Genomic DNA, 26,832 nt, shown 5'->3' with positions numbered 1-26,832 from the left:
GCTGTCGGCGGCTCACACCCGGTCGACGGCGAAGGTGTTGCAGGCGCTCGGCCGGCCGTCGCGGTAGCCGCGGAGGAACCACGTCTGCCGCTGCTCGGCGGAGCCGTGGGTGAAGTTCTCCGGGATCACCCGGCCGCCGGAGGTCTCCATGATCGAGTCGTCGCCGATCGCCTCGGCCGCGGACAGCGCAGCGGAGATGTCCTCCGTGGTGAGCGGCTGCAGGTAGGGCTCGCCCGTGCTCGGATCCGGGGTCACTGCGGCGTTCGCGGCCCATACCCCGGCGTAGCAGTCGGCCTGGAGCTCGAGGCGGACCGCGTTCGACTGCGGGCCGGTCTGCCCGTCGCGGGTGCGCTGGATGTCCCCGGTGAGTGTCTGGATGTGGTGGCCCCACTCGTGGGCGACGACGTACTCTTCCGGCAGCGGCCCCTGCTCGGCGCCGAACCGGTCGCGGAGCTGGGCGAAGAACGCGACGTCGAAGTACGCGGTCTCGTCGCCCGGGCAGTAGAACGGGCCCATCGCGGAGCTGCCCGTGCCGCACGCCGTCTGCCACTGGCCGCTGGTGAGCACCGCACCCGGCGCGCGGTAGGCGACCCCGAGGTCGTGGACCCCCTCCTGCCAGTACTGGTTGAGGCTGTTGACCGTGCCGACGACCCGGCACTCGACGTCTTCGTTGGCGTCCTCGCCGGTGCGGCACTTCGTCGCGAGGTCGTCCCCGGCGGTCTGCCGGTCGACCTGTGAGCTGTCGGTGAAGCCCTGACCGCCGGTGATGACCTCGGGCCCGAACACGAGCGCCATGATCACCATGATGACGAGCCCGCCGAGCCCGCCGCCGATCTTGATGCCGGGGCCGCCGAGGCCCCCGCCCGAGCGACCGCCGCCGCGCTTGGACACCTGCGAGGTGTCGAGTCTGCTGCCGGGATTGAACGTCATGGCAATAGCATAGGGTGGTCCGGGTGCATTCCATCCGCATCCCACGAAAGGACACTCTGTGACGATCACGGCCGCCGTCGACGGCTCGGCGCTGGGGAACCCCGGACCGGCCGGCTGGGCCTGGTACATCGACGACGAACGGTGGGGGTCCGGGGGATGGCCGGAGGCGACGAACAACCGCGGCGAGCTGCAGGCGCTCATCGAGCTGCTCCGCGCCACCGCCGGCACCTCCGAGCAGCTCCACGTGCTCTGCGACTCGAAGTACGTCATCAACTCGGTGACGAAGTGGATGCCGGTGTGGAAGCTCAAGGGCTGGAAGAAGGCCAACGGCGGCGATGTCCTCAACCGCGACCAGATGGAGGAGCTCGACGCCGCGCTGCGCGACCGCGACATCCGGCTCGAATGGGTCAAGGGCCACAGCAGCCACCGCCTCAACGACGCCGCCGACGCCCGCGCCCGGGCGGCCGCGGAGGCCTATCGCCGGGGCACGCCGGTGGACCCGGGCCCGGGCTTCAGCGGCCCGGGAGCCCCCGCTCGTGACGCGGAGGTCCCTGCTCGGGACCCGGAGCCCGAGCGCGCGCCGGTGACGGTGTCGTGCCGGCTCGACGCCGAGCTCGCCGACCGGATCGTCGAGCGCGCGCAGGCCGCCGCCCGCAGACCTCAGGACGAGCTCGCCGAGCTCATCGCACTCGGCATGGAACGGAAGTACGGCATGGAGGACCAGCACGGCATGGAACGGAAGCACGCATGATCGCCGTCTCGGATCTCGAGGTCCTCGTGGGCTCGCGCACTCTCATGACCGATGTCTCCTTCCGCGTCGACACCGGCGACAGGGTGGGCCTCGTGGGCCGCAACGGCGCCGGCAAGACCACTCTGACGAAGGTCCTCATGGACGAGTTCGCCCCGAACGCCGGGACCGTCACCCGGTCCGGAACGGTCGGCTACCTGCCGCAGGACCCGCGCTCGGGCGACCCCACGGCCTCGGGCCGGGAGCGGATCCTGTCCGCCCGGGAGCTCGACGTGCTCGTGCGGCGGCTGCGCAGGGCCGAGGAGCAGATGTCCGACCCGGACCCCGACGTCATGTCGAAGGCGATCGACCGCTACCCGCGGATCGAATCGGAGTTCGTCGCCGCCGGCGGCTACGCGGCCGAGTCCGAGGCCTTCGCGATCGCTGCGAACCTCGGCCTCGACGAGGAGCTGCTGTCCCGAGAGCTGCAGACGCTGTCCGGCGGCCAGCGCCGCCGCGTCGAGCTCGCCCGGATCCTGTTCGCGGCCCCGGACACGATGATCCTCGACGAGCCGACGAACCACCTCGACGCGGAGTCGGTGCTGTGGCTGCGCGACTACCTCAAGACCTACGCCGGCGGGCTCGTCATCATCTCCCACGATCTCGATCTCATCGACGAGGTCGTCAACCGCGTGTTCTTCCTCGACGCCAACCGGCAGTGCATCGACATCTACGCGATGAACTACCGCCAGTACCTCAAACAGCGTGAGGCCGATGAGCGGCGCCGCCGGCGCGAGCGCTCGAACGTCGAGAAGAAGGCCGCCGCGCTGAGCGCGCAGGCGGACAAGATGCGCGCCAAGGCGACGAAGACCGTCGCGGCGCAGAACATGGCGAAGCGGGCCGAGCGGATGCTCTCCGGGCTCGAGGCGGAGCGGGCTGCGGAGAAGGTCGCCCACCTCCGGTTCCCGGCCCCTGCCGCCTGCGGCCGCGTGCCGCTCACCGCGGAGGGACTGAGCAAGTCCTACGGCTCGACCGAGGTGTTCACCGGCGTCGACCTCGCGATCGACAAGGGCACCCGGGTCGTCGTGCTCGGGTTCAACGGCGCAGGCAAGACCACCCTGCTCAAGATCCTCGCCGGGCTCGAGGCGCCGGACTCCGGGGAGGTCGTGCCCGGCCACGGCCTCAAGCTCGGCTACTACGCGCAGGAGCACGAGACGCTCGACCACGACCGGACGGTGCTCGAGAACATGCAGCGCAGCTCGCCGCACCTCGACGACACCGCCGCGCGCTCCGTGCTCGGCTCGTTCCTGTTCTCCGGCGATGACGTCCACAAGCCGGCCGGAGTGCTGTCCGGCGGAGAGAAGACCCGGCTCGCGCTCGCGACGCTCGTCGTGTCGAGCGCGAACGTGCTGCTCCTCGACGAGCCGACGAACAACCTCGACCCGGCCAGCCGCGAGGAGATCCTGTCGGCGATCCGCCGCTACGAGGGCGCGATCGTCCTCGTCACCCACGACGAGGGCGCGGTCGCCGCGCTCGATCCCGACCGCGTGCTCCTCCTGCCCGACGGCGACGAGGACCTCTGGGGCGAGACCTACCTCGACCTCGTCAGCCTCGCCTGAATCAGTAGCCCTGGGAGTCGAGGAGGGCGTCCTCGAGCTCCTCCTCGGTCCGCTGCCGCTGCGGGCTCCGGGACGACTGCTTGCTCCGGGACGACTGCGGGCTCCGGGGAGCCGCCCGGCCGGGCCGCGTCGTCCTGCCTTCCCCGTAGCGCCCGCCTCCCGTGCTCGCGCCGGCGGAGCGCCGGCCGCCGCGGGTGAGGGCGGCCTTGTCGACGACGACGTACTCGGTCGGTGCGGCGTCCGCGGCCTCCTCGCTGCGTGCGGCGTCGAGTGCGCGCTTCTCCCGGCGGGCGGCGTAGACGACGCCGGCGAGGATCATGATCCCGAACACGATCCACTGGAACGTGTAGGACAGGTGGGAGCCGGGATCGGTGCTCGGCGGTGGCAGGGGAGTGAGGCCGTCGTCGGCGGGGGCCGGGTCCTCGGCACTGAGCTGCCCGTAGGCCTCGGTCACGGGGGAATCCATGCCCGGGATGGCATCGGGGTCGATCGCGCGGATCAGGCCCGGGGGATTGGAGTCGCCGCTCGCGTCCTGGCGCGGGCGCAGCCACATCTCGACGTCGACCTCGCCGGCCGGCGGTGCGGGGAGAGCGGTGGGGTCGGGGGCGGATCCCTCGCTCGTCGTCGGCACCCAGCCGCGGACCACGGCGATCGTGTCCCCGGAGTCGAGCACGAGCGGGACGACGACGTAGAAGCCGGCCTGGTTCTGCAGGCTCCGGTTGCGTGCGAGCACCGTCGCCCCGGGGTCGTAGCTGCCGGTGACGGCGACCTTCGCCCACTCGGCGTCGACGGGCAGAGGGGCGGTGCGGTCGGGGAGGACCTCCGGAAGCGGCCGGGCCGCGCCGTGGTAGTTCGTCTCGATCCGCTCGATCTCCGCATCCCGCGCGGCACGGCGGTGGTCCTGCCAGTTCGCGAGGAATCCGCAGGCGACCGCGGCGACGATCGCGAGCGCGATGTAGCGCAGCCAGCGTGCGGAGAGGACGAAGCGGTAGCCGCCGCGCTCGGCGGGCGGGGGAACGGGCTGGGGCGTGGGCTCGGCCATCAGCCGGCGCCCTCCGGGATCTCGGCGACGGGGACGTCGTCACGGAGCAGGCTGCGGATCTGCAGGTACTCGTGGAGGTGCGTGCGGTGGTCCGGGCAGGCGAGCCAGACCTTGCGCCGCTCCGGGGTGTGGATGCGCGGGTTGTTCCACAGCAGCGCGAACTCCGCGGTCCGGGTGCACGCCTTCGCCGAGCACGTCATCGCCGTCTTCCTCCGTTCCCCTCGTTCGTCCCACCGTATCGCCCGGCGTCGGGGTCCCCGGCATCAGGGGCGCTGTCGGAGTCGCCGGACTGAGCAGTGTCGCCGTCGATGACCTCGCCATCGATGATCTCCCCGTCGTACACCCCGTCCGCGGCGGTCGCCGCGGGCGCGGCGGGCGCCTCGGCCCCGGCTCCGGCATCATCGGTGCCTGACCGGGGACCATCCACCGGCCCCGGTGCCAGCGCCTCGAGCGGAGCGGAGTCGATGACCGCGCCGCCGGATTCGGTGCCGCGGGCGCGCGCCGCATTCGCGATGAGCACCGCGACCCACGGCAGCACGATCGCGCCGGCGGCGAAGAACCACCGCCAGGGGCTCGGGGTGAGGACCGCGAGGAGGAAGCAGAGCATGCGGATCCCCATCGAGATGAGGTATCGCACGGTCCGCGTGTGGATGTCCTGCTCATGGGACACCTCGGCCTCGGTGATCCGTTGGGCGTGCGTCCTGTGGGCCATGGCCTTCCAGCACTCGGGGGTGAGGCACGCGCGCGCGTGCTCCTGGCTACAAAAGCATACTCCCCGATTGTCGGCGGCGTACTCATGGAGCGCGCAGGTGCGTTAGGTTGGAGACCCGCCCTCGGGCGGCCTGCAGCAGTCGGCGAACAAGGAGAGCGACAGTGTCGGATTCGCGCGTAGTACTCGTCACCGGTGGCAACCGGGGGATCGGGCGGAAGATCGCCGAGGCGTTCCTCGCCGCCGGTGAGAAGGTGGCCGTGACCTCGCGGAACGGCGACGCCCCCGACGGCGCGCTGGCGGTGTCCGCCGACGTCACCGACCCGGACTCCCTCGACGCCGCGTTCACGCGGATCGAGGGGGAGCTCGGCCCGGTCGAGGTCGTCGTCGCGAACGCCGGGATCACCCGCGACACCCTCCTCATGCGGATGTCCGACGAGGACTTCGACGCCGTGATCGACACGAACCTCGGCGGCGCCTTCCGCACCGTCAAGCGCGCGATCACCGGGATGATCCGGGCGAAGAAGGGCCGCATCGTGCTCATCTCCTCGGTGTCCGGGCTCTACGGCGTCGCCGGCCAGGCGAACTACTCGTCCTCGAAGGCCGGACTCGTCGGCCTCGCCCGCTCGATCACCCGCGAGGTCGGCGCCCGCGGAATCACCGCGAACGTCGTCGCCCCCGGGTTCGTCCGCACCGAGATGACCGATGAGCTGCCGGAGAAGCAGCAGAAGGAATACCTCGCGACGATCCCCGCCAAGCGCTTCGCCGAGGCCGAGGAGGTCGCCGCCGTGGTCCGCTGGATCGCCTCGGACGAGGCCTCCTACATCTCCGGCGCCGTCATCCCGGTCGACGGCGGCCTGGGCATGGGACACTGACACCGCACACCGAGTCCACACGCACACCGCGTACTCCACGCGAGAGGAAGACAACATCATGGGAATTCTCGACGGCAAGCGCATCCTCGTCACCGGCGTGCTCACGGAGGCCTCGATCGCCTTCGCGGCCGCCCGCCTGGCCCAGGAGCAGGGGGCTGAGGTCATCCTCTCCTCGTTCGGCCGGCAGATGAAGATCACCTCGGTCATCGCCGAGCGGCTGCCGCAGCCCGCGCAGGTCATCGAGCTCGACGCGACGAACGAGGACGACCTCGCCGCGCTGCCCGAGCGGCTCGGCGGGAACATCGACGGGATCGTCCACGCGATCGCCTTCGCCCCCAAGGACGCGCTCGGCGGCGTCTTCCTCGACACCCCCTTCGAATCGGTGTCGAACGCCGTCCACGTCTCCGCGTACTCGCTCAAGGCGATCACCGTCGCCGCCCGCCCGGTGCTCAACCGCGGCGCCGGCGTCGTCGGCCTGACCTTCGACGCGACCGTCGCCTGGCCGGCCTACGACTGGATGGGCGTGGCGAAGGCCGCGCTCGAGTCGACCTCGCGCTACCTCGCGAAGTACCTCGGCGGCGACGGCATCCGCGTCAACCTCGTCTCCGCCGGCCCGCTCAAGACGACCGCCGCGAAGTCGATCCCCGGCTTCGACGCGTTCGAGGACGTGTGGGGCACCCGCGCCCCGCTCGGCTGGGAGCAGACCGACACCGAGCCGGCCGGCAAGGCGATCGTCGCGCTGCTCTCCGACTGGTTCCCGGCGACGACGGGCGAGATGGTCCACGTCGACGGCGGACTCCACGCCACCGGGGCCTGACACCCGTGCCCCACCTGGTGCTCGCCCGCCACGCCACCGCCGCGCGCCCCCCGGTGGCCGACTTCGATCGGCCGCTCACCGAGGCGGGCTCCGCCGAGGCGGCCGCGGCGGGCGAGCACCTCACCCGGTACCCGCTCACGCACCTCGTCGCCTCCGCCGCGCTGCGCACCGTGCAGACCGGCGAGGCCGTCGCCCGCGCCCTCGCGGACGCACCGGTGCTCCACACCGATCGGGCGCTCTACGAGGCCGACATCGACGCCTGGCTCGAGATCATCGACTCGATCCCGGAATCGGCGACCGGGGCGTACGTCGTCGGGCACGAGCCGACGGTGAGCGCCGTCATCGGCCACCTGTGCCCCGCGCTCGGGGTGCCGCGGCGCTTCCGCCCGAGCTCGATCGCGGTGTTCGACCTCCCGCGCTGGGGGCTGGCCCCCGGCGACTATCCGCCGCCGGAGATCCGGAACTTCAAGGACTGACCGGCGCACCGGCCCCGGCCGTCAGCCGATCGGCTCCCCGGTCAGCGCGGCCCACACGGCATCCATCCGCCGCACGGTGAGCGCGGCGTCGGCGACCTCGGCGAGCGCCGGCTTGGCGCAGAACGCGATCCCGAAGCCGGCGGCCTCGACCATCTCCGCATCGTTCGCCCCGTCGCCGATCGCCACGGTGCGCGCCGGATCGATGTCGAGCCGCTCGCACAGCACGCGCAGCTGGTCGGCCTTCGCCCGCCGGTCGATGATCGGACCGTCGACCTCACCGCTGAGCAGGCCGTCGCGCACCGCGAGTCGATTCGCGAGCACCTCGGCGATCCCGAGCTCCGCGGCGACCGGCACGACGACTTCGGCGAACCCACCGGACACGAGCGCGACCACCCCGCCGGCACCCTGCACCGCGGCAACGAGCTCCGGCACGCCCGCGGTCAGCGTGACCTGCTCGCGCACCTCGGCGAGCACGGACTCCGGGAGCCCGGCGAGCGCGGCGACCCGCGCGCGCAGGCTCGCGGCGAAGTCGAGCTCCCCGCGCATCGCCTCGTCGGTGATCCGGGCGACCTCCTCGCGGACCCCGGCGTGCTCGGCGATGAGCTCGATGACCTCCTCGTTGAGGAAGGTCGAGTCGACGTCCATGAGGACGAGCTGCGGCGGGGCCTCACTCAGCGCCTCGGGCACGACGAACACGTCCGCATCCGGGTGGGCGGCGGACTCGGCGGCGACGATGGTCTCCAGACCACCGGCATCGACGAGGCGCGAGCTCACGGTCCAGTCGGCGCCGGCGGGGTGGATGAGGCTGATCCTGTGCATGACAGCGATTCTACGGAGTCGCCGGCCGAACGGTTCCCCTGCAGTCGCGTGTCACCCGATCCCGTTGTCGCGGCTCACCGCGGTGACCACGGCGGCCGCCGCGCGGTGGAGGCGGGCGAGCATGTCGCCGAACTCCGCGGGCCCCACGGTCGCAGGTGCCAGGACGGGCGACATCGCGTGATGGATGTCGAGAGCGGCGTGGAGCAGCGGGGCCTGCTCGGGCCGGGTGAGCAGACCGGTGAGCTCGGCGCGCGGGGCGGCCGCGCTCATGTCCGCCTGCCAGTCCCGCCACTGGAGGTTGCGCATCTCCGCCGGGACGCCGTCGCCGAGCGCCTCGACGAGGGCGAGACCCTCCATCACGGTCTCGCGCAGGGTGCGGGCCGCCTCGGGCACGCTGCGGACGTCGAGCGGGGCGTAGGGCACCCGGGCGCACGCGAGCACCCGGAGGTTGGCCTCCCCGTCGAGGACGAGCACCGCATCGGACACGCCGGACGATTCGGTGACGGCGACCGCGGTGGCGCGGGCGAGGGTGCGGCGCGCGGACTTCTCCACCCGCGGCACCGCGGACGGGAAGGTCGGGTGGAGCAGCGCCAGGCGCAGCCGGTCGACCCGGCGGGCGCGCAGGGCCGGGAGGAGGAGCAGCAGGCCGGTCGGCGGGTCGGAGTCGTAGACGGCGTCCTCGAGTACGAGCGGAACCGGCATCCCGGCGTCGAGCAGCACCTGCGCGCAGTCATCGGGGGAGAGCCGGCCGGCGAGCGCGGCATCGACCGTGAGCGAGGTGAGGAGGGTCGCCAGTGCGGTGTCCATCCGCCACAATCTAGCGCACCGTGTGCGCTAGAGTCTGCACTATGAGCGATGTGCTGGAATTTGCAGACGTCCACGTCCGGCGGGGGACGAACTTCCTGCTCAGCGGACTGTCCCTCGAGGTCTCCGAGGGGCAGCACTGGGTGGTGCTCGGCCCCAACGGCGCCGGCAAGACGACCTTCCTCGAGCTCGCCGCCGGGCGCATGCACCCGACCTCGGGCCGGGTCGACATCCTCGGGGAGCGCCTCGGCCGGGTCGACGTGTTCGAGCTGCGCCCGCGCATCGGCTACACCTCCTCGGCGCTGGCCGCCCGGATCCCCGGCTCGGAGAAGGTCACCGACATCATCCTCACCGCCGCCTACGGCGTGCTCGGCCGGTGGCGCGAGGAGTACGACGAGCTCGATCTCGACCGGGCGCGCGATCTCCTCTCCGCCTTCGCCGTCGAACGCTTCGCCGACCGGCCCTTCGGCAGCCTGTCCGAGGGCGAGCGCAAGCGCGTGCAGATCGCCCGCTCCCTCATGACCGATCCCGAGCTCCTGCTCCTCGACGAACCGGCCTCCGGCCTCGACCTCGGCGGGCGCGAGGAGCTCCTCCAGGCGCTCGGCGAGATCCTCGACGGGAAGTACGCGCCGACGACGGTCATGGTCACCCACCACGTCGAGGAGATCCCCACCGGCGTCACCCACGCGCTCCTCCTCAAGGACGGCGCCGCTGTGGCCGCCGGCGAGATCGACTCGACGCTGACCTCGGAGAACCTCAGCACCACCTTCGGCACCGAGGTCACACTCGGGCGCGAGGGCGGGCGCTACCACGCGCGGGCGCGCGGCTGAATGGCTGCTGCATGACCGTCCTCGAAGCGGCCCTCGTGCTGCTCGCCGGACTCGGTGCGGGCACGATCAACGCGATCGTCGGCTCGGGCACCCTCATCACCTTCCCGGCACTCGTCGCCTTCGGCGTGCCGCCGGTGACGGCGACGATGAGCAACGCCGTGGGCCTCATCCCCGGCAACATCGCCTCCTCCTTCGGCTACCGCGAGGAGCTCCGCGGACAGGGGAAGCGCCTGCTCCAGCTCCTGCCCGCCTCCGTCGCCGGTGCCCTGCTCGGCTCGTACCTGCTGCTCCACCTGCCCGAAGACTCCTTCATCACCATCGTCCCGGTGCTCCTCGTGTTCGCGCTCGTGCTCGTCGTCGGGCAGCCGGCGCTCCAGCGGCACCTCAAGGCGCGCAAGGCGAAGCGGGCGGACGCCCACGGGGCGACGGGGGAGACCGCCGGAGGCGCAGGCGCCGAGGTACCGGCCGGAGCCGCTGCTGTGCCCGGTGCGACGCCCGGCCCGCCGGCGCTGTCGACCGGCCGGATGCTCGCCGTCGTGCTCGCGGTGTTCCTCACCGCGATCTACGGCGGCTACTTCGCCGCCGCACAGGGGATCATCCTCATCGCGCTCCTCGGCCTCCTGCTCCCGGAGCCGCTGCAGCGCCTCAACGGCGCGAAGAACGTCCTCGTCCTCGTGGTCAACTCCGTGGCCGCCGCGGTGTACATCATCGTCGGCTTCGATCGGATCAACTGGCTCGCGGTGCTCCTCATCGCCATCGGCTCGCTCATCGGCGGCTACTTCGGGGCGCGCATCGGACGCCGGTTCAGCCCGGTGCTGCTCCGTGCGATCATCGTCGCACTCGGTCTCGTCGCGCTGTGGCGCATCCTGCAGATGTGAGCGGCGCATGAACACCCCGCGCAAGCCGGCGCTCACCGATGCGCAGATCCTCGCACTCGCTCAATCCGCGGGCATCGGACCCGAGCGGATCCGGTTCTTCACCTCCGCCGACGACCCGGCCGTCGCCGACTACACCCGGCTCACCGATGTGCGTCTGCGCACGCTGCGCGAGCCCGAGCGGGGCCTCTTCATCGCCGAGAGCTCGAAGATCATCGAGCGCGCCATCGCCGCCGGCCACGTGCCGCGCTCCTTCCTCATGACCCGCAAGTGGTTCGCCGCGCTCACCGGGATCATCGCCGGGACCCACGCGCCGGTGTTCATCGGCGAGGACGCCGTCGTCGAGCAGCTCACCGGCTACCACCTCCACCGGGGCGCGCTCGCCGCGGTGCACCGCCCGGTGCTCCCCGCGCTCGCCGAGGTGCTCGCGGATGCCCGGCGGGTCGTCGTGGTCGAGGACATCGTCGACCACACGAACCTCGGCGCGATCTTCCGCTCCGCAGCGGGCCTGGGCGTCGATGCCGTGCTCATCACCCCGCGCAGCGCCGACCCGCTCTACCGCCGGGCGATCCGGGTGTCGATGGGCACGGTGTTCCAGGTCCCGTGGACGCGTCTCGACTCCTGGCCGGCCGACATCGACCGGCTCCACGAGCTCGGCTTCCACACCGCCGCGCTCGCGCTCGAGGACGACTCGGTGCCGCTGCGGGAGTTCGCCGCGCGGGCTCCGGAGCGCACTGCGCTCATCATGGGCACCGAGGGCGACGGACTGCAGCGCAGGACGATCGCGGCGGCGCGCTCGACCGTCCTCATCCCCATGGGCCACGGCGTCGACTCGCTCAACGTCGCCGCCGCGACGGCTGTGGCCTGCTACGCGCTGCAGCCGAGCGTGGACACGCCGCAGAGCGAGACTCAGCGATCGAGCGAGACCATCCGAGCGAATCCCGGAGACGACGATGCAGAACCGACGAACTGACCGCACCGATCCGGCTGAGCAGACCGCGCCGGAGCTCACCCGCGCCCTCGAGGCCGCTCGGATCACCGGGGAGGTCGGCACGCCGCGCGAGGGCAACCTGTCCCACATCCAGCGGTTCCTCGACCAGGAGACGCACTTCCACTTCGGCGTGCCGCTCACCCGCGACTGGGACTACGACGCGGTCTTCGACCTCATGGTCGACCGGGTCGGGATCTCCGCAGATCGGGCGCACACCGCCGGTCAGGACACGATCTCGACCGCACTGTGCCTCGCGGCCTCCGCGCGCTTCGCGGCGGTGCTCGGCGAGGTCGCGCGCGGCGGCGGGCGGATCCTCTTCGGCTCCGGACACCCGGCCGGCATGGTGCCCGTCCACCAGGCCTTCGCCCGGGCCGCGGAGGCCGCCGGGGCCGAGGTCGTTCGCGCCACCGGACCGATCACCGTCGACACCGATGGGGGAGACGTCCGGCACCTCGGCGGGGTATGGGTCTGGCACCAGCACGGCGGCGTACCGCACACCCACTCGCCCGAACCGGTGGCGCATCTGCTGGCCGAGCTCAGCCGCCGCGGCGAGGCACCGCCGGACCTCGTCGTCGCCGACCACGGCTGGGCCGGGTACGCCGGCGGGCGGGGCCTGCGTGCGATCGGCTTCGCCGACTGCAACGATCCGGCCCTGTTCGTCGCCGAGGCGCAGGGCCAGGTCGAGGTCGCCGTCCCGCTCGACGACGACATCGAGCCGCAGCTCTATCTGCCGCTCATCGAGTTCATCCTGCAGCGCGCCGGCCTCCCCGCCGAGGGGATCGCGCTCTAGGTGAAGGCGGCGTGCTCTAGGCGAAGGCGGCGGCGAACTCCGGGCTCGGCTCGATGGGCTGGATGATGTCGACGAGCACCTCGTCCGGGCCGGCGACGATGAAGTGCCGCTGACCGAAGTCCTCGTCGCGCAGTGGGAGGACCGGGGTGAGCCCGTGCTCCCGTGTCAGGCGCTCGTGCACGGCGTCGACGTCGTCGACCTCGATGTTGACGATGATGCCGCGCGGGACCGCCCGGAAGGGTTCGGGAACGGTGGGGTGGTCGAAGCGGAGCACGGCGAGCTCGTGGTCGCCGAGCCGCATGCTCACGTACCAGTCCGCGGCGAACGTCGGGGTGAAGCCGAGCACCTCCCGGTAGAAGGCTGCCGTCCGGGCGACATCGGGGGTCATGAGGACTGGGTAGCAGCCGGTGACGGTCATGAGGGTCTCCTCGCGGGGATGCGGGGTCGGGTGGACCGGAGGATCCGGTGACGGATGCGCCGGTGTTACGTACACTGTGTACGTAACGTGTTCAGCATACATACACCGTGTACGTAAAGGAACTGTCGATGCCCCGTGCCTCTGTCACCGATGCGCTCCGCACCGCGAAACAGATCCGTGCCTCCGCCGAATCCCTCTTCGCGCGCGAGGGATTCGCGCAGGTCGCGCTCGAAGACGTGGCGAGTGATGCGGGGGTGACGCGCGGCGCGGTCTACCACCACTACCGGAACAGGGCAGGGCTGTTCCACGCGGTCGCCGCACACCTGCAGTCGCGGGTGGCCGAAGCGGTCGTGGAAGCGGCCGAGCAGGCCGGGGCCGACCCGTTCCGGCAGCTGAGCGCCGGCTCGCATGCCTTCCTCGACGCCATCACCTCGGTCTCCGCGGCGCGCATCCTCCTCGTCGATGCGCCGGCGGCGCTCGGCTGGGACGAGTGGCGGCGACTCGATGCCGAGCATGCGGGAGCGCACCTGTCCGATGCGCTCACTGCGGCCGGGGTGCCGGAGGGACGACGCGAGGCGATCGCGGCCGGGCTGTCCGGGGCGATGAACGAGCTCGCGCTCTGGGTGTCGCGCAGCTCCGGCGCGAGTACGGCCCGGGAGCAGGCGCACGCAGCGCTCGACCAGCTCCTGCGCGGCGTCGAGGCGGGCTGAGCGCGGCGTCCCCTGCGCCGGTCCCCGTTCCGGCGTACGTCCGGGCGGAATCTCCGGACTCAGACCTCGAGCGCGAGGTCCTCGATCACCTCGGCGCCGGGGAGGCGCGCGACCTCGGACCCGGGGAGGATGATCTTCGAGCCCCGGATGCCCGAGCCGATGATCACCTGGTCGGCCGCGATGACTCGGGAGTCGACGAGCAGCCGGTAGCCCTCCGGCAGGCCGATCGGCCCGATGCCCCCATACTCCATGCCCGATTCCTCGACCGCCCGGTCCATCGGCAGGAACGAGGCCTTGCGGACGTCGAGGAGCTTGCGGACCCGCTTGTTGACGTCGGCGCGGGTGTGGGCGAGCACGAGGCAGGCGGCGATGCGCTCGTCCCCGGCGCGGGTGCCGGCGACGAGGACGCAGTTCGCGGAGTGCTCCGGGGCCAGGCCGTAGGCCTCGGTGAGGGCCGCGGTGTCCGCGAGCTCCGGGTCGATGGGGAACACCTCGGCGGTGAGATCCGCCGGGAGGGCGGCGAGCGCCTCGGCGGTGGGGGCGGCGACGAGCTCGGGGGTGTCGCTGGCAGGCACGGCGGTCACGGTGTCGGGCAGGATGCTCCAGGTCATGGTCCCCACGATAGGACAGACGTGCGTGCGGGTGCAGGCGCGGTGTCATGATCGGTCGGCGTGTTCGGGTTCGCTCCGGTTCGACGCGTCCGGTATAGTGGATCGTCGGTCCTCCGTGGGACCGGACCGGATCCGAGCAGGATCCGAGCACACGAATTTGAGCACTGGCAGGCGGATGAGGATCCGCATCAGAGCTCTCAGTAATTCAACGCGAAGGACATTCATGAAGAAGGACATCCACCCGGAGTACGACGTCGTCGTGTTCAACGACCTCTCCTCCGGCACCAAGTTCCTCACCCGCTCCACCGTGAAGAGCGACAAGACCATCGAGTGGGAGGACGGGAACACCTACCCGCTCATCGACGTCGAGATCTCCTCGGCCTCGCACCCGTTCTACACCGGCAAGCAGCGCATCCTCGACTCCGCCGGCCGCGTCGAGAAGTTCAAGGACCGCTACAAGGGCTTCGGCAAGCGCAAGTGACGCACGCCTGAGACGAGCGCAGGGCCCCGGGATCGAATCCCGGGGCCCTGCGCTATTCACCGCCGACGGCTGTGCACCGAGCGGGTGCGGCGGCCGCTCAGCTGCGCGTGACGGTGATGTCCGCGTGCGGGAAGCAGCGGACGGCGGGGTGGAGGAGCGAGCGGACGCCGGTCGCGTTCTCGATCGCCGCGGCGATGCCGTGGGCGACGGTCTCCTTGGCCCGCGCGACCGCCTCGGGCACGGCGAGTCCGGTGGCCAGCCCCGCGGCGATCGCCGAGGCGAACGAGCAGCCGGCGCCGTTGACGAGGTGGTCGTTGACCTTCTTCGTGGCGAACACCGTGACCGACTCGCCGTCGAACAGCACGTCGACCGCATCCTCGCCGGCGAGGCGGGCGCCGCCCTTGACGACGACGTTCTTCGCACCCATCGCGTGGATCGCCCGGGCCGCCTCGACCATGTCCTCGACGCTCGTGAGCTCGGCCGTGCCGGTCAGGGTCGCGGCCTCCTCGAGGTTCGGGGTGATCACCGTGGCGAGCGGGACGAGGTTCTCGACGAAGAGGTCCTTGAGGTCGACCATGGTGCCCGCGCCCTTGCACACGAGGACCGGGTCGAACACGTAGGGCAGGTGGTTGTCGCGCAGGCGCTCGGCGAGGACGAGCGCGGAGTCGACGGAGCCGAGCATGCCGGACTTGATGACGTCGAAGTCGTGGACGGCGAGCGCGGAGTCGAGCTGGCGGTTGACGACCTCGGGCTCGATGAACTCGATGACGTGGTTGAACCCGTCCTCGGGGTCGAAGGTGACGATGCACGTCACGGCGGCGGTGCCGAACACGCCGTACTCCTCGAACATCTTGAGGTCGGCGGCCAGGCCCGCGCCGCCGGAGACGTCCGAGCCGGCGACCGTGAGGGCACGAGCGATCATGAGGTGGATCCTTCCGTGGTGGGGCAGTGGGGTGCGGTGCTGGAGGTGCGAGGTGCGACGGCGCGGAGCCGTGCGCGCGGTGCACGATGGATCCACTGTACTCCTCAGTCCGCAGTGCACACGGTGATCGGTGAGCCGTGATCCGAGTGGGCGGTGAGCAGTGATCCGAGTGGGTGCGGACCGTTCCGAGTGGAGCGCACGTGTCGTCGATGCGCACTGGTCTCGCCGGGCGGGGTGTGCGGGCTCAGGTGCCGCCGGGGTAGCCGAGCTGGCGCCACGCCTCGTACACCGCGATCGAGGCGGAGTTCGCGAGGTTGAGCGAGCGTCGGGACGGCTGCATCGGGATGCGCACGGTGAGGTCGACATGGTTGTCGGCGAGCACCTCGGCGGGGAGTCCGACGGACTCGCGGCCGAACAGGAGCACGTCGTCGCCCGTGTACTCGACGGTGTGGAACGCGGTGTCGGACTGGGCGGTGAAGGCGATGACGCGGCGGTCCCCGAGCGTGTCCCACAGGGCGTCGAAGTCCGGGTGGACGGTGACGTGCGCGAGGTCGTGGTAGTCGAGTCCGGCGCGGCGCAGCTTGGCGTCGGAGAGGTCGAAGCCGAGGGGCTCGACGAGGTGCAGGTGCGCGCCGGTGACCGCGGCCAGGCGGATCGCGTTGCCGGTGTTGCCCGGGATCTCGGGGGTGCAGAACACGATGCTGAGATTCATCACCGGCCCAGTGTATGCGCGCGGGCGCTGCGAGCCGGGATGGGAGTGCGCATCGGTCCGGACGGGTCCGGTTCGGGGCGGGAGCGGTGGCACCGAGTGCCGAGGTGCGGCAGGCGGGGCAGATGGGGCGATGGGGGCGTCCCTGCAGGGCCAGGCGTCCCTGCAGGGCCGGGCGTCCCTGCAGGGCCGGGCGTCCCTGCAGGGCCGGGCGTCCCTGCAGGGCCGGGCGTCCCTGCAGGGCCGGGCGTCCCTGCTGGGACGTCGACTCATCGCGATCCCGGCCCTCCCTGGTGCAGCTCGATATCGTGCCCTCCGCTGCGGTATCAGTTCTCTGCGATGCCGGTTCGGTGCCGCGCCGGTTGGTCGTCATGCCGGTCGGGTGTCGTGGTGACTCACTATGACGTCCCCGCTGTGACGTCCATTCGGAGTGAAGCGTCCGGTTCGAGCCGCCGTTGAGCATCCCGGTCGATTCTGGCTGCTTCCAGTGTGGTGCTCGCTTCGCGACGTCACAGCGGGGACGTGAAGGCGAGGACGTCACCGCAGGGACGTGAAAGCACGTAGGGCGTCACGGTGGGGACGTCACAGCGGGGTGACGGCGAGGGCCTGTGCCGGGCGCCGATGGAATGCACGCGGCCGGTTGGACGGGGACGTCACAGCGGGAACAGTGCTGTGATTTCGGATCCGGAGAAGTGCTGCCCTCACGCGAGGGCTCCGGCGGCTCTCATGGGTGGGTGCCCCGCTGGATGAGGACGAGGTGGGCAATCACTTCGGGACCGGGTCGGTCGTCTGGGCGTGGCCGGCGGGGTATCCGGGGCGCCGGGGCGAGGCGCGTGACGATTGAGGACCGCGCGCTGATTCGATGACCTCCCGGTGGAGCCGCGAGGCACCGATGCCGTATCGAGCAGTAGAACTGTAATAGAACGGCGTAATCGAACCCGTGTCAGTGCCTGCCGATAGCGTGTTCTCATCTCGAGAAGACTGGGCTGCGTTGCCCACCCGAAGGAGGAGATCACGATGAGAGCACCGACGGCGGAAGATGCACGGCCGATGGGGAGCAGTGGGGTGCCGGGGAATGCCGCATTACTGACGCCGGCGCCTCATGGGCACGGGCTGAGCGCGCATGCGAACGGGATGGACGAGGCCGAGGATATGAGACGTGGTGGGGAGGTGCCCGATGCTGACCGGACGGCGGAGCAAGCTCGAAGTCAGGCAGCGGATCGAGCTGCAGGTGAGACGGCGGAGTGCGCCGTCGGTCCGATGTCGGAGCGGACGGGGGACGGGACAGCGGCGCCTGCGTCCGAGGCGCCCGAGGAATGGGAATCCGGCGACGACCCGGATGAACGTGCCGAACTCGTCCGTCGGATCCGCAGTGCCGCGGCGCAGATGACCCAGTCGCAGGCGCAGTTCGTCGCTCTCCTCGACCGGATCGATCAGGACGGCGCCTGGGAGGGCTGGGTCGGTATCCGGAGCTTCGGGCACTGGGTGGCGTTCGCATGCGAGATGACCCCGCACACCGCGCGGGAGTACATCCGGGTCGCCCGTGGCCTGCGCGAGTTCCCTGAGGTCACCCGACTCTTCGGGGAGGGTCGGGTGTCGTATTCGAAGGTTCGTGAGATCACCCGGCTGGCGGGTCGGATCGATGAGGCGGAGGCGGCGCGGATGTGCCGGGTCGCGACCTCGGCGCAGCTCTCCCGGATGATCTCGACCTTCCGGCGGATCGCGCCGGACGCGGCCGGGGTGGTCAAGGAGCTCCCCGGTGACGTGTTCCGCATCGAGCCGCTCCCTGCCGGGCGCGCACGGATCACGATCGAGCTGCCCGAGGCCGAGGCCGCCGAGGTCATGGCACTGGTGGACGCGGCCGTCGACCGGACGATCACCACCGCACACCGGCGGGCGCGGGGAGAAGGGGCGGGCGGCGAGGCGGGCGAGGGGATGAGCAGCGAGGCCGGTGGCGGCGAGAGCGCGGAGGAACCCGCGCCGGAGCCGATCTCCCGGGTCGACCGGTTCCTCGACCTCATCCGGATCGGATCGCGGAGCGGCGAGGAGGCCGGGACGTCGTCCCGCCGGGCCGAGGTGCACGTTCACGCATCCATCGCGACCGTCGCCGGCGCGGATCCTGCCGCAGAATCCGCTGCGGGGCGGGTCGAGGCAGAGGACGCGAACATCGGCGCGACAGTCGGAGCGCACTGCGGCACGGGCGATGAGCCGACCGGGGGCGTGGACGGCAGTGAGCTGCGCGCAGTGCCGGAGGCCGACGTCGCCTGCATCGAGGGGTTCGGTGCGGTGACCGCCGCCACCGTCGGCCGGCTGAGCTGCGGATCGCCGCTCGTGGGTGCGCTCATCGATGCTTCCGGCGACGTGCTCGCCCTCGGGCGGACGAAGCGCCTGGCCTCGCATCGCCAGCGGCGGGCCCTGGCGGTGCGCGACATCGGCTGCCGATTCCCCGGCTGCTCGCGCACCCGGCTGCTCGAGGCGCACCACATCCGGCCGTGGTCCGAGGGCGGCCCGACGGACCTCGACAACATGCTCCTGCTCTGCCGCTCGCACCACATCGCGATCCATGAGCACGGTGTGTCCATCGCCCGGCGCGCGGGCGAGGTTCCTGACGGCGGTGCTCATGATGACGACGCTCATGATGACGACGCTCATGGGGGCGCAGCGCGGACCGATCGGCATCCCGGCGTCGGCTTCGTCTTCACTGCCGCGGGCGCCGAGCTCATGCCGACGTGGAGCGAGACGGATGACGTCGGGGTGTTCGATACCGCCTGGCTGTCCTGGGACGACTTCGACCGGGTCGCCAATCACCCGGAGCGCATCTGCACCCTCGGCGGCGGGGAGGGCTTCGACCTCCACGAGTGCGTCCGCTGGATCTTCGACGCCGCCCGGCTCTACGATGACGGTCTGCCGCGCGACGAGGCCGAGGCTGCCGCCTGACCCAGCGGCTGCGGATCGGGGATCGGGGTCGGGCGGCTGCCGGCTGGGGTCCGGTGCCGGGGCGTGGGTGCCGGTGTGCTGGTGCCGTGGCGGCTGGGCTGTGCTCGTGCGGCGATCATGCCGCGTTCGAACGGTGGCCTGGCCGCGTGCGAGCGAAGAGCTGAGTATGTTCGAACGGCGACCGGATGCCCTTCGAATCCCACTTGAATGATTAGAACTGACGTTCGATACTGGATGCATGTCCGCCGACCCCGTGCACGCGATCAGTGCCCTCACCGAACAGCTCACGCGCCTGCCGGGGATCCGGACGGCCTCCGAGCTGTTCGCCGGGCACCCGCCGTACGCGGTCGACGCCGCGCTGCGGCCGCTCTTCCAGCGCGGCGGGCTGCCGCGCGGCGAGATCCTCGCCATCACCGGCGAGCACTCCTTCTCCCTCGCGCTGGCCGCCTGCGCCGCCGCTACGCGGGAGCAGCTGTGGTGCGCCGTCCTGGGCATGGGGGAGCCTGCCGTCGCCGGGATCGCGGACTTCGGCATCGATCTCTCCCACTTCGTCAACCTCCGCACCCCGCTCCAGGACTGGCTGCGGGTGACATCGATCCTCGTCGAGTCCTTCGACATCCTCATCGTCCGGCCCGGTTTCGCCCCGACCCCGGGAGACCGGCAGCGTCTGCTCGCCAAGGTCCGGGAACGGCGGATGACCCTCATCACCCTCGACGAGTTCCCCGGCACCGGCGAGCGGCTCGGCATCCGCGACGTCCGCTGGGAGGGCACCGCTCGAGGCGCCGGCCGCCTCGAGCAGTGCACGGTCACCGTCCACGGTTCGCGCACCGGCACCCACACCCTCCTGCTCCCGGCCCCCTCCGGCCGGGCCGAGCACCCCGCTCCGATGCCGGGGGCCGAACACTCCGTTCCAGCGGTGGGGGTCGCGCACCCCGGCGGCCCTGTCCCGAGGATCCACAGTGTCGACTGAAGCAGCGTCTGCCGAGTCCACGGCTCCTGCCGAGCTCCCCACCGCGCCGGCCGAGGCCCCGACACCTGCCGAACCACCCGCCTCTGCAGCCTCCACCTCCCAGCGCGTGTCCGTCCATCGCACGGTGGTCCTCGCAGTGCCGGACTGGCCGGCGGTGGCGGCCGGGATCGCGCACGGGCTGAGCACGGCCGCGCCCGCCGCCGTGCTCCGGGCCGGGCGCATCATCTCCTGCAATGCGCCCGCGCGCGCCTCGGGCGTGGAGACCGGGCTCAACAAGCGCGCCGCCCAGCTGCGCTGTCCCGAGCTCACCGTCATCCCCTGGGACCCCGAGGTCGACCACCGGGTGTTCGCCGCCGGGATCGGCGTGCTCGAGGACCTCGTCGCCCGGTTCACCCTGCTGTCCCCGGGCGTGGTGAGCATCCCGGCCCTCTCCCTGCGCCGCACCCACGCGAGCGAGGAGTCCGCGGTCGAGGAGCTCCTCACCGGCCTCACCGACTCCACCGGCTGGGAGTTCTTCCCCGGCATCGCCGATACCGCCTTCGCCGCGCTGCTCGCCTCCCGCACCGCCACCCGCGTGCCGCCGGGCCGGACCGCCGCCTTCCTCGCCCCGCTCCCCATCTCCTCCCTCACCGCGGTCGACGCCCACGCCTACGCCGAGCTCGTCCCACTGCTCGGCCGGCTCGGGCTCACCGCGCTCGGTCGGTTCGCCCAGCTCGCGGAGGCCGACGTCCATGCGCGGTTCGGCACCCTCGGCCGGCGCGCCCACCGGCTCGCCCGCGGTCTGCCCGACCGGATCCCCGCCGACCACGTGCGCGCCCGCGAGTTCCGGGTGCACAGCCCCCTCGACCCGCCGAGCGGCCGCAGCGACGTGCTGTCCTTCCACGCCCGCACCCTCGGTGCCGAGCTGCTCGGCACCGTCCGCGCCGCCGGCCTCGTGTGCACCCAGGTGGACATCGAGCTCACCGCGACGACGGGGGAGACCTGCCGGCGCACCTGGCGCCTCGAGGACATGGACGAGTCGATGATCGCCGACCGCCTCCGCTGGCAGGCCGAGGGGTGGCTCGCCGCCGGGGGAGCCGGCACGGGTGCCGACGGCCGGGGCGGACCCCGTACCCGAGGCGCCCGCCCCGATCGCAGGGCTCGCACTGCCCGCCCCGACCGCACCGCCCGGGCCGTTCCCGAGAACGGGGAGGACCCCGGCCCCGACCCGACACTCGTCAGCGGGGAGGACGGGATCTGCGCGATCGGGCTCGCCGCCGCGGAGCTCCTCAGCCCCCTGGGCACGCAGCAGAGCCTGTTCGACCAGCACCCGGGACGGATCGCGCACACCCTCGAGCGCCTCCAGGGCCTGTTCGGCCCCGACGCCGTGCTCGTCCCCGGCCTGCAGGGCGGCCGCGATCCGGCGGAGACGAACCTCTGGACACCCTGGCAGCAGCGCCCCCGGCCCGAGCGCGACCCCGAGGCCCCCTGGCCGGGCGCGGTGCCGGCTCCCCGCCCCACGCTCGTCGAGCACACCCCGGTGGATCTGCTCGACGAGCGCGGCGCCACGATCGTCGCCCGCCCCGCCGGACTCGACAACGTCCCGACGCTGCTCCGGATCCCCGGCACGGGGACGGTGCGCGTGGTCGACCACTCCTCGGCCTGGCCGGTGGAGGCCGGCTGGTGGGACCGGAGCACGGCCCAGTACCGGGTGCGCCTCCAGGTCGTCGCCGAGGACGGGGCCGCCTACCTGCTGAGCAAGGAGAGCGGCCGCTGGTACCTCACCGGGAGATACGCATGAACGGCTTCTTCAACCCGCGCACCCCGTGGTCCGAGCTCGAGCGGCGGCTCTCCGACCGGCCGGACCCGCGGGCGGACCGGAAGAGCCGGGAGCCGGACCCCGATGCCGGGTCCACAGGTCCCGGGGCCACAGGTCCCGTGTCCGTGGGGCCCGGCGGCTCGGATGGACCGGCCCGGTACGCGGGCCGGGGCGCCCGCACGCGCCCGGGACAGCCCGGCGCCCCCACCGCTCGCGCCGGCGCCCGCACGCCCCCGGGACGTGCCATCCCCGCAGGCGCCGACGGCTCCGACGCCCCGGCCTTCTCCCGCCCCGACCGGTACGCGGAGGACGACCAGCACAGGAGCTCCGACCAGCAGGGGAGCTCCGACCACTCCCTCCTGCCCGCCCGCACACCCGCCCTCCTGCCCGCCCGCACCCCGTGGGCGGAGCTCCACGTGCACTCGGACTTCAGCTTCCTCGACGGCGCCTCGGAGCCGGAGGAGCTCGCCGCCACCGGCGCCCAGGCCGGGCTCACGGGGATCGCGCTCACCGACCACAACGGGCTCTACGGCGCGGTCCGCTTCGCCCAGGCCGCCGCCGAGGCCTCCCTCCCCACGGTGTTCGGCGCCGAGCTCTCCCTCGGGCTCACCGCGAAGATCCCCGGCCAGATCGACCCGCAGGCCGAGCACCTCCTCGTCCTCGCCCACGGGGTCGACGGCTACCGCACCCTGTCCGCGGCGCTCACCGCCGGCGCACTGGCCGGGGAGAAGACCCGGCCGGTGTTCGACCGCGCCGGCCTCGCCGCCGCGGCGGGCGACTGGACGATCCTCACCGGCTGCCGCAAAGGCCCCCTCCTGCCGCACCTCGACGATCCCGACGGCGGCCTCGGCGCGCTCCGCCGCCTCGTCTCGGAGTTCGGCCGCGACCGGGTGGTCGTCGAGCTCACCCGCCACGGCCTGCCCACCGACGACGCACGGATCGCCCACCTGTGCGAGCTCGCCCACCGGGCGCGGCTGCCGGTCGTCGCCACCAACGCCGTCCACTACGCGACCCGGGCCCGCTTCGCCGACGCCCAGGTGCGCGCCGCGGTGCGCTCCCGCCGCTCCCTCGAGGCGGTCGCCGGCTGGCTGCCGCCCACCGCCTCGGCGCGCATCCACACCGGCGAGGAGATGCGCGAGCGCTTCCCGGCCGCCGCCCTCGACACCGCCGTCCGGCTCGCGGCGAGCCACGCCTTCGAGCTCACCGCGGCGCGCGCCGGGCTGCCCGATGCCCCGATCCCCGCCGGGACCGACGAGGCGACCCACCTGCGCCGGCTCGTCGAGGCCGGCGGGCTCGGGCGCTACGGCACCCGCACCGCACACCCGCGCGCCTGGGAGCAGCTCGACCGGGAGCTCGCGACGATCGAGACGATGGGGTTCTGCGGCTACTTCCTCATCGTCCACGACATCGCCCGGTTCTGCCGCGAGCAGGACATCTTCTGCCAGGGCCGCGGCTCGGCGGCGAACTCGGCGGTCTGCTACGTCCTCGGCATCACCGCCGTCGACGCCGTGCGGTTCCGGCTCCTCTTCGACCGCTTCCTCGCCCCCGATCGCGCCGGCTACCCGGACATCGACATCGACATCGAGTCCGGTCGCCGCGAGGAGGTGATCCAGTACGTCTACCGGCACTACGGCCGCCACCGCGCCGCCCAGGTCGCCAACGTCATCACCTACCGCGCGAAGTCCGCCGTCCGCGACGCCGCCGCCGCCCTCGGATACGACCCCGGCCAGCAGGACGCCTTCTCCACCGGCATCAACCGCTGGTCGACCCTGCCCGATCCGGCGGACACCGCGGTGCCCGCCCCGGTGCTCGAGGTCGCCGCCGGACTCCTCGGCACTCCGCGCCACCTCGGCATCCACTCCGGCGGCATGATCCTCGCCGACCGGCCGATCGGCGAGGTCGTGCCGATCGAGCCGGCGACGATGGAGGACCGCACCGTCGTCCAATGGGACAAGGACGACTGCGCGGCGATGGACCTCGTGAAGTTCGACCTGCTCGGCCTCGGGATGCTCACCGCGCTCCACGAGATGGTCGACCTCGTGGCTCGGCACACCGGCGAGCGCATCGACCGGGCGGTGGTCCCGCAGGAGGACCCGCGCGTGTACGACATGCTCTGCGCCGCGGACGCGGTGGGCGTGTTCCAGGTCGAGTCCCGCGCCCAGCTCGCGACCCTGCCCCGGCTGCGCCCGCGCACCTTCTACGACCTCGCAGTGCAGGTCGCGCTCATCCGCCCCGGCCCCATCCAGGGCGGCTCCGTCCACCCCTACATCCGCCGCCGGCAGGGCCTCGAACCCGTCGAGCACCTCCACCCGCTGCTCGAGAACGCACTCGACAAGACCCTCGGGGTGCCGCTGTTCCAGGAGCAGCTCATGCAGATGGCGATCGACGTCGCCGGCTTCACCGGCCCCGACGCCGACGAGCTCCGCCGCGCGATGGGCTCCCGCCGCTCACGCGCCCGGATGGAGCAGCTCGCCGAGCGCTTCCACACCGGGTGCGCCGCCCGCGGGGTCGCCCCGGACATCGCGCAGGCGATCTTCGACAAGATCGCCGCCTTCGCCAACTACGGCTTCCCCGAGAGCCACGCCATCAGCTTCGCCAACCTCGTCTACGACTCCGCCTGGTTCAAGTGCCACCACCACGCGGCGTTCACCGCCGGCCTCCTGCGCTCCCAGCCGATGGGCTTCTACTCCCCGCAGTCGCTCATCGCCGACGCCCGCCGCCACGGGGTGACGATCCGCCCCGTCGACGTCAACGCCTCGGCCGCCCTCGCCGACCTCGAACCGGACCCGGACTCCACCGGTGGGCTCGCGATCCGGGTCGGCCTGGAATCCGTGCGCGAGGTGGGGGGCGCGGCCGCGACGATCGTCGCCGAGCGCGAGGCGGCCGGGCCCTACGCCTCGATCGCCGACCTCGCCCACCGCACCGGGGTCGAGGTGCGGGTCCTCGAGGGGCTCGCCTCCGCCGGCGCCTTCACGGGGTTCGGCGTCGACCGGCGCCAGGCGCTGTGGCTCGCCGGCTCGCTCGCCGGCGCCGGGCCCGGCGTGCTGCCGGGCACCGCACCCGTCACCGCCGCCCCCACCCTGCCACTCATGAGCGCGTTCGACGTCACGCTCGCCGAGCTGTTCGCCACCGGCCTCACCGTCGAGGGATACCCGACCGCCCAGCTGCGCAGCGCCCTCACCGCCCGCGGGTACGCCTCGACGGAGGACGCCCGGGCGACCGCGGACGGCTCCCGGATCACCGTGGCCGGGATCGTCACCCACCGACAGCGGCCGGCCACCGCCTCGGGCATCACCTTCATGAACATCGAGGACGAGTTCGGGATGCTCAATGTCGTGTGCACCCCGGGACTGATGAAGCGCTTCGCCCCGATCTCCACGAGCCGCAGCACCCTCGTCGTGACCGGGCAGCTGCAGCGTGCCGGTGAGGTGGTGAGCCTCTACGCGCACCGGCTCCACCCGCTCGAGGTGCAGCTGCCCTCCCGCTCCCGGGACTTCCGCTGAGGCGCACCGGAGTGCGACGCCGGGAGTCGGCGCCGGACCTGCCCACCGCTCGCACATGACGCAATGTGACGGAAGATGACAGCCAGATGACATCGGGTGCCGCCGGGACCGCGCTCCCGGGCGAGAGTGGGAGGCACACTTCGATGAGGAGGAACCCATGAGCGAGCTGTCGTTCGAGACCCGGCAGATCCACGCCGGCCAGACCCCGGATCCCACGACGGGCGCCCGGGCCCTGCCGATCTACCAGACCACGTCCTACGTCTTCGACTCCGCGCAGACCGCAGCCGACCGCTTCGCGCTCGCCGACCTCGGCCCGATCTACACCCGGATCGGCAACCCGACCGTCGCCGTGGTCGAGGACCGGATCGCGGACCTCGAGGGCGGTGTCCAGGGCCTGCTGCTCGCCTCCGGCCAGTCCGCGGAGTTCCTCGCGCTCATCAACGTCGCCGGGGCCGGCGACCACATCGTCGCGAGCCCCAGCCTCTACGGCGGCACCTACAACCTCCTCGACGTCACCCTGCGCAAGCTCGGCATCGAGACGACCTTCGTCGCCGACCCCGACGATCTCGAGGGGTGGCGGGCCGCGGTCCGCCCCAACACCAAGGCGTTCTTCGGCGAGGTCGTCTCCAACCCCCGCTCCGACGTCCTCGACATCACCGGCGTTGCCGAGGTCGCCCACGCCGCCGGCGTGCCCCTCATCGTCGACAACACGCTCGCCACCCCCTACCTCGTGCGCCCGATCGAGCACGGCGCGGACATCGTCGTCCACTCCGCCACGAAGTACCTCGGCGGGCACGGCACCGCGATGGGCGGCATCATCGTCGATGCCGGCACCTTCGACTTCTCCCGCGACCCCGAGCGCTTCCCCGGCTTCAACACCCCGGACGCCTCGTACAACGGCGTCGTCTACGCCCGCGACCTCGGGCCGGACTCGCCGTTCGGTGCGAACGTGTCGTTCGGGATCAAGGCGCGCGTGCAGCTGCTCCGCGACCTGGGCCCGGCGCTCTCCCCGTTCAACGCCTTCCTCCTCGCTCAGGGCCTCGAGACCCTGAGCCTGCGCATCGAGCGCCACGTCGCCAACGCCGACCGCGTCGCCGCCTGGCTGGAGGACCACGCTCAGGTCGAGCGCGTCATGTTCGCCGGGCTCCCGTCGAGCCCATGGTACGAGCGCGCACAGAAGTACCTGCCGAAGGGCGTCGGCTCGGTGCTGTCCTTCGACATCGCAGGCGGCTACGACGCCGCGGTGCGCTTCGTCGACGCGCTCGAGCTCCACTCGCACGTCGCGAACATCGGCGACGTCCGCTCGCTCGTCATCCACCCCGCCTCCACCACGCACTCCCAGCTCGACGAGGCCGCGCAGGCCGCCGCCGGGGTCAGCCCGGGTCTCGTCCGGCTCAGCGTGGGCATCGAGGGGATCGAGGACATCATCGCCGACCTCGAGAAGGGCTTCGCCGCCGCGCGCGGCTGAG

The 26,832-nt window shown here is 72.2% G+C and carries 26 protein-coding genes; 16 read left to right on the top strand and 10 right to left on the bottom strand.

The features are described from left to right. Positions 1 to 12: 12 nt before the first annotated feature. The gene (locus MTQ12_RS05295) at positions 13 to 930 is read right to left on the bottom strand and encodes a neutral zinc metallopeptidase (RefSeq protein WP_247424761.1); all 918 of its coding nucleotides are present in this window, start codon (positions 928 to 930) and stop codon (positions 13 to 15) included. A gap of 58 nt (positions 931 to 988) precedes the next feature. Between MTQ12_RS05295 and MTQ12_RS05290 the strand changes: the two genes are divergently transcribed. Continuing rightward, positions 989 to 1,681: a ribonuclease H gene (locus MTQ12_RS05290; protein ID WP_137319744.1), complete on the top strand. Its 693-nt coding sequence runs from the start codon at positions 989 to 991 to the stop codon at positions 1,679 to 1,681. Then, entirely contained in the window at positions 1,678 to 3,276 is a 1,599-nt protein-coding gene (locus MTQ12_RS05285) for an ABC-F family ATP-binding cassette domain-containing protein (protein WP_247424759.1), read from the top strand. Before MTQ12_RS05290 ends, MTQ12_RS05285 begins: the two co-directional genes overlap by 4 nt. A gap of 1 nt (position 3,277) precedes the next feature. On the opposite strand, the gene MTQ12_RS05280 is transcribed toward MTQ12_RS05285, so the two are convergent. The 3 genes from MTQ12_RS05280 to MTQ12_RS05270 are packed head-to-tail and all read right to left on the bottom strand — an operon-like array spanning position 3,278 to position 5,030. Next, positions 3,278 to 4,318 carry an SURF1 family protein gene (locus MTQ12_RS05280; protein WP_247424754.1) on the bottom strand — a complete coding sequence of 347 codons (1,041 nt, stop codon included), beginning with the start codon at positions 4,316 to 4,318 and terminating at the stop codon, positions 3,278 to 3,280. Beyond that, a complete protein-coding gene (locus tag MTQ12_RS05275; protein WP_247424751.1) occupies positions 4,318 to 4,518 on the bottom strand; it encodes a hypothetical protein in 201 nt (66 codons plus the stop codon). Before MTQ12_RS05275 ends, MTQ12_RS05280 begins: the two co-directional genes overlap by 1 nt. Continuing rightward, the gene (locus tag MTQ12_RS05270) at positions 4,515 to 5,030 is read right to left on the bottom strand and encodes a DUF3099 domain-containing protein (RefSeq protein WP_247424748.1); all 516 of its coding nucleotides are present in this window, start codon (positions 5,028 to 5,030) and stop codon (positions 4,515 to 4,517) included. Before MTQ12_RS05270 ends, MTQ12_RS05275 begins: the two co-directional genes overlap by 4 nt. A 161-nt stretch (positions 5,031 to 5,191) precedes the next feature. On the opposite strand from MTQ12_RS05270, the gene fabG reads away from it, so the two are divergent. From fabG to MTQ12_RS05255, 3 genes are read left to right on the top strand one after another with little or no spacing between them, the layout of a single operon-like run. Beyond that, a complete protein-coding gene (gene fabG, locus MTQ12_RS05265; RefSeq protein ID WP_137319739.1) occupies positions 5,192 to 5,902 on the top strand; it encodes a 3-oxoacyl-ACP reductase FabG in 711 nt (236 codons plus the stop codon). Between the two features lie 58 nt (positions 5,903 to 5,960). Next, positions 5,961 to 6,719 carry an enoyl-ACP reductase FabI gene (fabI, locus tag MTQ12_RS05260; RefSeq protein ID WP_137319738.1) on the top strand — a complete coding sequence of 253 codons (759 nt, stop codon included), beginning with the start codon at positions 5,961 to 5,963 and terminating at the stop codon, positions 6,717 to 6,719. A gap of 5 nt (positions 6,720 to 6,724) precedes the next feature. Next, positions 6,725 to 7,195, top strand: coding sequence for a histidine phosphatase family protein (locus MTQ12_RS05255; protein ID WP_247424745.1), 471 nt, complete (start codon positions 6,725 to 6,727; stop codon positions 7,193 to 7,195). A 21-nt stretch (positions 7,196 to 7,216) separates the two neighbouring features. Here the strand turns inward: MTQ12_RS05255 and serB are convergent, their stop codons facing one another. Further along, a complete protein-coding gene (serB, locus tag MTQ12_RS05250; protein ID WP_175406963.1) occupies positions 7,217 to 8,014 on the bottom strand; it encodes a phosphoserine phosphatase SerB in 798 nt (265 codons plus the stop codon). A gap of 51 nt (positions 8,015 to 8,065) precedes the next feature. Then, positions 8,066 to 8,821: a hypothetical protein gene (locus MTQ12_RS05245; RefSeq protein ID WP_247424743.1), complete on the bottom strand. Its 756-nt coding sequence runs from the start codon at positions 8,819 to 8,821 to the stop codon at positions 8,066 to 8,068. 41 nt (positions 8,822 to 8,862) lie between these two features. On the opposite strand from MTQ12_RS05245, the gene MTQ12_RS05240 reads away from it, so the two are divergent. From MTQ12_RS05240 to MTQ12_RS05225, 4 genes are read left to right on the top strand one after another with little or no spacing between them, the layout of a single operon-like run. Then, complete coding sequence (locus tag MTQ12_RS05240) at positions 8,863 to 9,648, top strand: ABC transporter ATP-binding protein (RefSeq protein WP_247424741.1); 786 nt, start codon at positions 8,863 to 8,865, stop codon at positions 9,646 to 9,648. A gap of 11 nt (positions 9,649 to 9,659) precedes the next feature. Further along, positions 9,660 to 10,526, top strand: a complete 867-nt coding sequence (locus MTQ12_RS05235; protein ID WP_247424737.1) for a sulfite exporter TauE/SafE family protein — start codon at positions 9,660 to 9,662, stop codon at positions 10,524 to 10,526. A gap of 7 nt (positions 10,527 to 10,533) precedes the next feature. Continuing rightward, positions 10,534 to 11,496: an RNA methyltransferase gene (locus MTQ12_RS05230; protein ID WP_247424734.1), complete on the top strand. Its 963-nt coding sequence runs from the start codon at positions 10,534 to 10,536 to the stop codon at positions 11,494 to 11,496. After that, positions 11,477 to 12,304, top strand: coding sequence for a phosphatase (locus MTQ12_RS05225; RefSeq protein ID WP_247424731.1), 828 nt, complete (start codon positions 11,477 to 11,479; stop codon positions 12,302 to 12,304). The genes MTQ12_RS05230 and MTQ12_RS05225 overlap by 20 nt, the downstream gene beginning before the upstream one ends. A gap of 16 nt (positions 12,305 to 12,320) precedes the next feature. Here the strand turns inward: MTQ12_RS05225 and MTQ12_RS05220 are convergent, their stop codons facing one another. Then, the gene (locus MTQ12_RS05220; protein ID WP_101650165.1) at positions 12,321 to 12,722 is read right to left on the bottom strand and encodes a VOC family protein; all 402 of its coding nucleotides are present in this window, start codon (positions 12,720 to 12,722) and stop codon (positions 12,321 to 12,323) included. A gap of 128 nt (positions 12,723 to 12,850) precedes the next feature. On the opposite strand from MTQ12_RS05220, the gene MTQ12_RS05215 reads away from it, so the two are divergent. Beyond that, positions 12,851 to 13,432 carry a TetR family transcriptional regulator gene (locus tag MTQ12_RS05215; RefSeq protein ID WP_101650167.1) on the top strand — a complete coding sequence of 194 codons (582 nt, stop codon included), beginning with the start codon at positions 12,851 to 12,853 and terminating at the stop codon, positions 13,430 to 13,432. Between the two features lie 59 nt (positions 13,433 to 13,491). Here MTQ12_RS05215 and MTQ12_RS05210 read toward each other — a convergent pair whose 3' ends face one another. Further along, positions 13,492 to 14,043, bottom strand: coding sequence for a YbaK/EbsC family protein (locus MTQ12_RS05210; protein ID WP_247424727.1), 552 nt, complete (start codon positions 14,041 to 14,043; stop codon positions 13,492 to 13,494). A 223-nt stretch (positions 14,044 to 14,266) separates the two neighbouring features. On the opposite strand from MTQ12_RS05210, the gene MTQ12_RS05205 reads away from it, so the two are divergent. Then, on the top strand, positions 14,267 to 14,524 hold the full coding sequence (locus tag MTQ12_RS05205) for a type B 50S ribosomal protein L31 (RefSeq protein ID WP_137319730.1): 258 nt from the start codon (positions 14,267 to 14,269) through the stop codon (positions 14,522 to 14,524). Positions 14,525 to 14,621: 97 nt separating this feature from the next. Here the strand turns inward: MTQ12_RS05205 and MTQ12_RS05200 are convergent, their stop codons facing one another. Then, positions 14,622 to 15,446, bottom strand: a complete 825-nt coding sequence (locus MTQ12_RS05200) for a PfkB family carbohydrate kinase (RefSeq protein ID WP_247424723.1) — start codon at positions 15,444 to 15,446, stop codon at positions 14,622 to 14,624. Positions 15,447 to 15,690: 244 nt separating this feature from the next. Next, complete coding sequence (locus MTQ12_RS05195) at positions 15,691 to 16,158, bottom strand: tRNA (cytidine(34)-2'-O)-methyltransferase (protein WP_247424720.1); 468 nt, start codon at positions 16,156 to 16,158, stop codon at positions 15,691 to 15,693. 1,257 nt (positions 16,159 to 17,415) lie between these two features. On the opposite strand from MTQ12_RS05195, the gene MTQ12_RS05190 reads away from it, so the two are divergent. The 5 genes from MTQ12_RS05190 to MTQ12_RS05170 all read left to right on the top strand — a co-directional run bounded on the left by MTQ12_RS05190 (position 17,416) and on the right by MTQ12_RS05170 (position 26,831). Then, on the top strand, positions 17,416 to 19,092 hold the full coding sequence (locus MTQ12_RS05190; RefSeq protein WP_247424716.1) for an HNH endonuclease signature motif containing protein: 1,677 nt from the start codon (positions 17,416 to 17,418) through the stop codon (positions 19,090 to 19,092). A 238-nt stretch (positions 19,093 to 19,330) separates the two neighbouring features. Next, positions 19,331 to 20,062, top strand: a complete 732-nt coding sequence (locus MTQ12_RS05185) for a porin (protein ID WP_247424712.1) — start codon at positions 19,331 to 19,333, stop codon at positions 20,060 to 20,062. Beyond that, positions 20,052 to 21,842, top strand: coding sequence for a DNA polymerase Y family protein (locus MTQ12_RS05180; RefSeq protein ID WP_247424709.1), 1,791 nt, complete (start codon positions 20,052 to 20,054; stop codon positions 21,840 to 21,842). The genes MTQ12_RS05185 and MTQ12_RS05180 overlap by 11 nt, the downstream gene beginning before the upstream one ends. Next, positions 21,839 to 25,363, top strand: a complete 3,525-nt coding sequence (locus MTQ12_RS05175) for an error-prone DNA polymerase (protein WP_247424706.1) — start codon at positions 21,839 to 21,841, stop codon at positions 25,361 to 25,363. Before MTQ12_RS05180 ends, MTQ12_RS05175 begins: the two co-directional genes overlap by 4 nt. Positions 25,364 to 25,454: 91 nt before the next feature. Beyond that, positions 25,455 to 26,831 (top strand): bifunctional o-acetylhomoserine/o-acetylserine sulfhydrylase, encoded by a 1,377-nt coding sequence (locus MTQ12_RS05170; RefSeq protein ID WP_348983849.1) that lies wholly within the window; start codon positions 25,455 to 25,457, stop codon positions 26,829 to 26,831. The last annotated feature ends 1 nt before the right edge of the window (position 26,832 follow it).

The organism is Brevibacterium sp. R8603A2 (genome assembly GCF_023072605.1).
GTDB lineage: Bacteria > Actinomycetota > Actinomycetes > Actinomycetales > Brevibacteriaceae > Brevibacterium > Brevibacterium pityocampae.
Note: the sequence above shows the minus strand (reverse complement) of the source record. Positions and strands in the feature narration are given on the sequence as shown.

Excerpts from the sequence above, each read along its gene's own strand:
- MTQ12_RS05205 (WP_137319730.1), top strand. The coding sequence starts at position 14,267 with ATGAAGAAGGACATCCACCCGGAGTACGACGTCGTCGTGTTCAACGAC.
- MTQ12_RS05215 (WP_101650167.1), top strand. The coding sequence starts at position 12,851 with ATGCCCCGTGCCTCTGTCACCGATGCGCTCCGCACCGCGAAACAGATC.
- MTQ12_RS05225 (WP_247424731.1), top strand. The coding sequence starts at position 11,477 with ATGCAGAACCGACGAACTGACCGCACCGATCCGGCTGAGCAGACCGCG.
- MTQ12_RS05245 (WP_247424743.1), bottom strand. The coding sequence starts at position 8,821 with ATGGACACCGCACTGGCGACCCTCCTCACCTCGCTCACGGTCGATGCC.
- MTQ12_RS05220 (WP_101650165.1), bottom strand. The coding sequence starts at position 12,722 with ATGACCGTCACCGGCTGCTACCCAGTCCTCATGACCCCCGATGTCGCC.
- MTQ12_RS05235 (WP_247424737.1), top strand. The coding sequence starts at position 9,660 with ATGACCGTCCTCGAAGCGGCCCTCGTGCTGCTCGCCGGACTCGGTGCG.
- MTQ12_RS05295 (WP_247424761.1), bottom strand. The coding sequence starts at position 930 with ATGACGTTCAATCCCGGCAGCAGACTCGACACCTCGCAGGTGTCCAAG.
- serB (WP_175406963.1), bottom strand. The coding sequence starts at position 8,014 with ATGCACAGGATCAGCCTCATCCACCCCGCCGGCGCCGACTGGACCGTG.
- MTQ12_RS05280 (WP_247424754.1), bottom strand. The coding sequence starts at position 4,318 with ATGGCCGAGCCCACGCCCCAGCCCGTTCCCCCGCCCGCCGAGCGCGGC.
- MTQ12_RS05270 (WP_247424748.1), bottom strand. The coding sequence starts at position 5,030 with ATGGCCCACAGGACGCACGCCCAACGGATCACCGAGGCCGAGGTGTCC.
- MTQ12_RS05230 (WP_247424734.1), top strand. The coding sequence starts at position 10,534 with ATGAACACCCCGCGCAAGCCGGCGCTCACCGATGCGCAGATCCTCGCA.
- MTQ12_RS05200 (WP_247424723.1), bottom strand. The coding sequence starts at position 15,446 with ATGATCGCTCGTGCCCTCACGGTCGCCGGCTCGGACGTCTCCGGCGGC.
- MTQ12_RS05175 (WP_247424706.1), top strand. The coding sequence starts at position 21,839 with ATGAACGGCTTCTTCAACCCGCGCACCCCGTGGTCCGAGCTCGAGCGG.
- MTQ12_RS05185 (WP_247424712.1), top strand. The coding sequence starts at position 19,331 with ATGTCCGCCGACCCCGTGCACGCGATCAGTGCCCTCACCGAACAGCTC.
- MTQ12_RS05275 (WP_247424751.1), bottom strand. The coding sequence starts at position 4,518 with ATGACGTGCTCGGCGAAGGCGTGCACCCGGACCGCGGAGTTCGCGCTG.
- MTQ12_RS05285 (WP_247424759.1), top strand. The coding sequence starts at position 1,678 with ATGATCGCCGTCTCGGATCTCGAGGTCCTCGTGGGCTCGCGCACTCTC.
- MTQ12_RS05195 (WP_247424720.1), bottom strand. The coding sequence starts at position 16,158 with ATGAATCTCAGCATCGTGTTCTGCACCCCCGAGATCCCGGGCAACACC.
- MTQ12_RS05210 (WP_247424727.1), bottom strand. The coding sequence starts at position 14,043 with ATGACCTGGAGCATCCTGCCCGACACCGTGACCGCCGTGCCTGCCAGC.
- MTQ12_RS05240 (WP_247424741.1), top strand. The coding sequence starts at position 8,863 with ATGAGCGATGTGCTGGAATTTGCAGACGTCCACGTCCGGCGGGGGACG.
- MTQ12_RS05190 (WP_247424716.1), top strand. The coding sequence starts at position 17,416 with ATGTCGGAGCGGACGGGGGACGGGACAGCGGCGCCTGCGTCCGAGGCG.
- fabI (WP_137319738.1), top strand. The coding sequence starts at position 5,961 with ATGGGAATTCTCGACGGCAAGCGCATCCTCGTCACCGGCGTGCTCACG.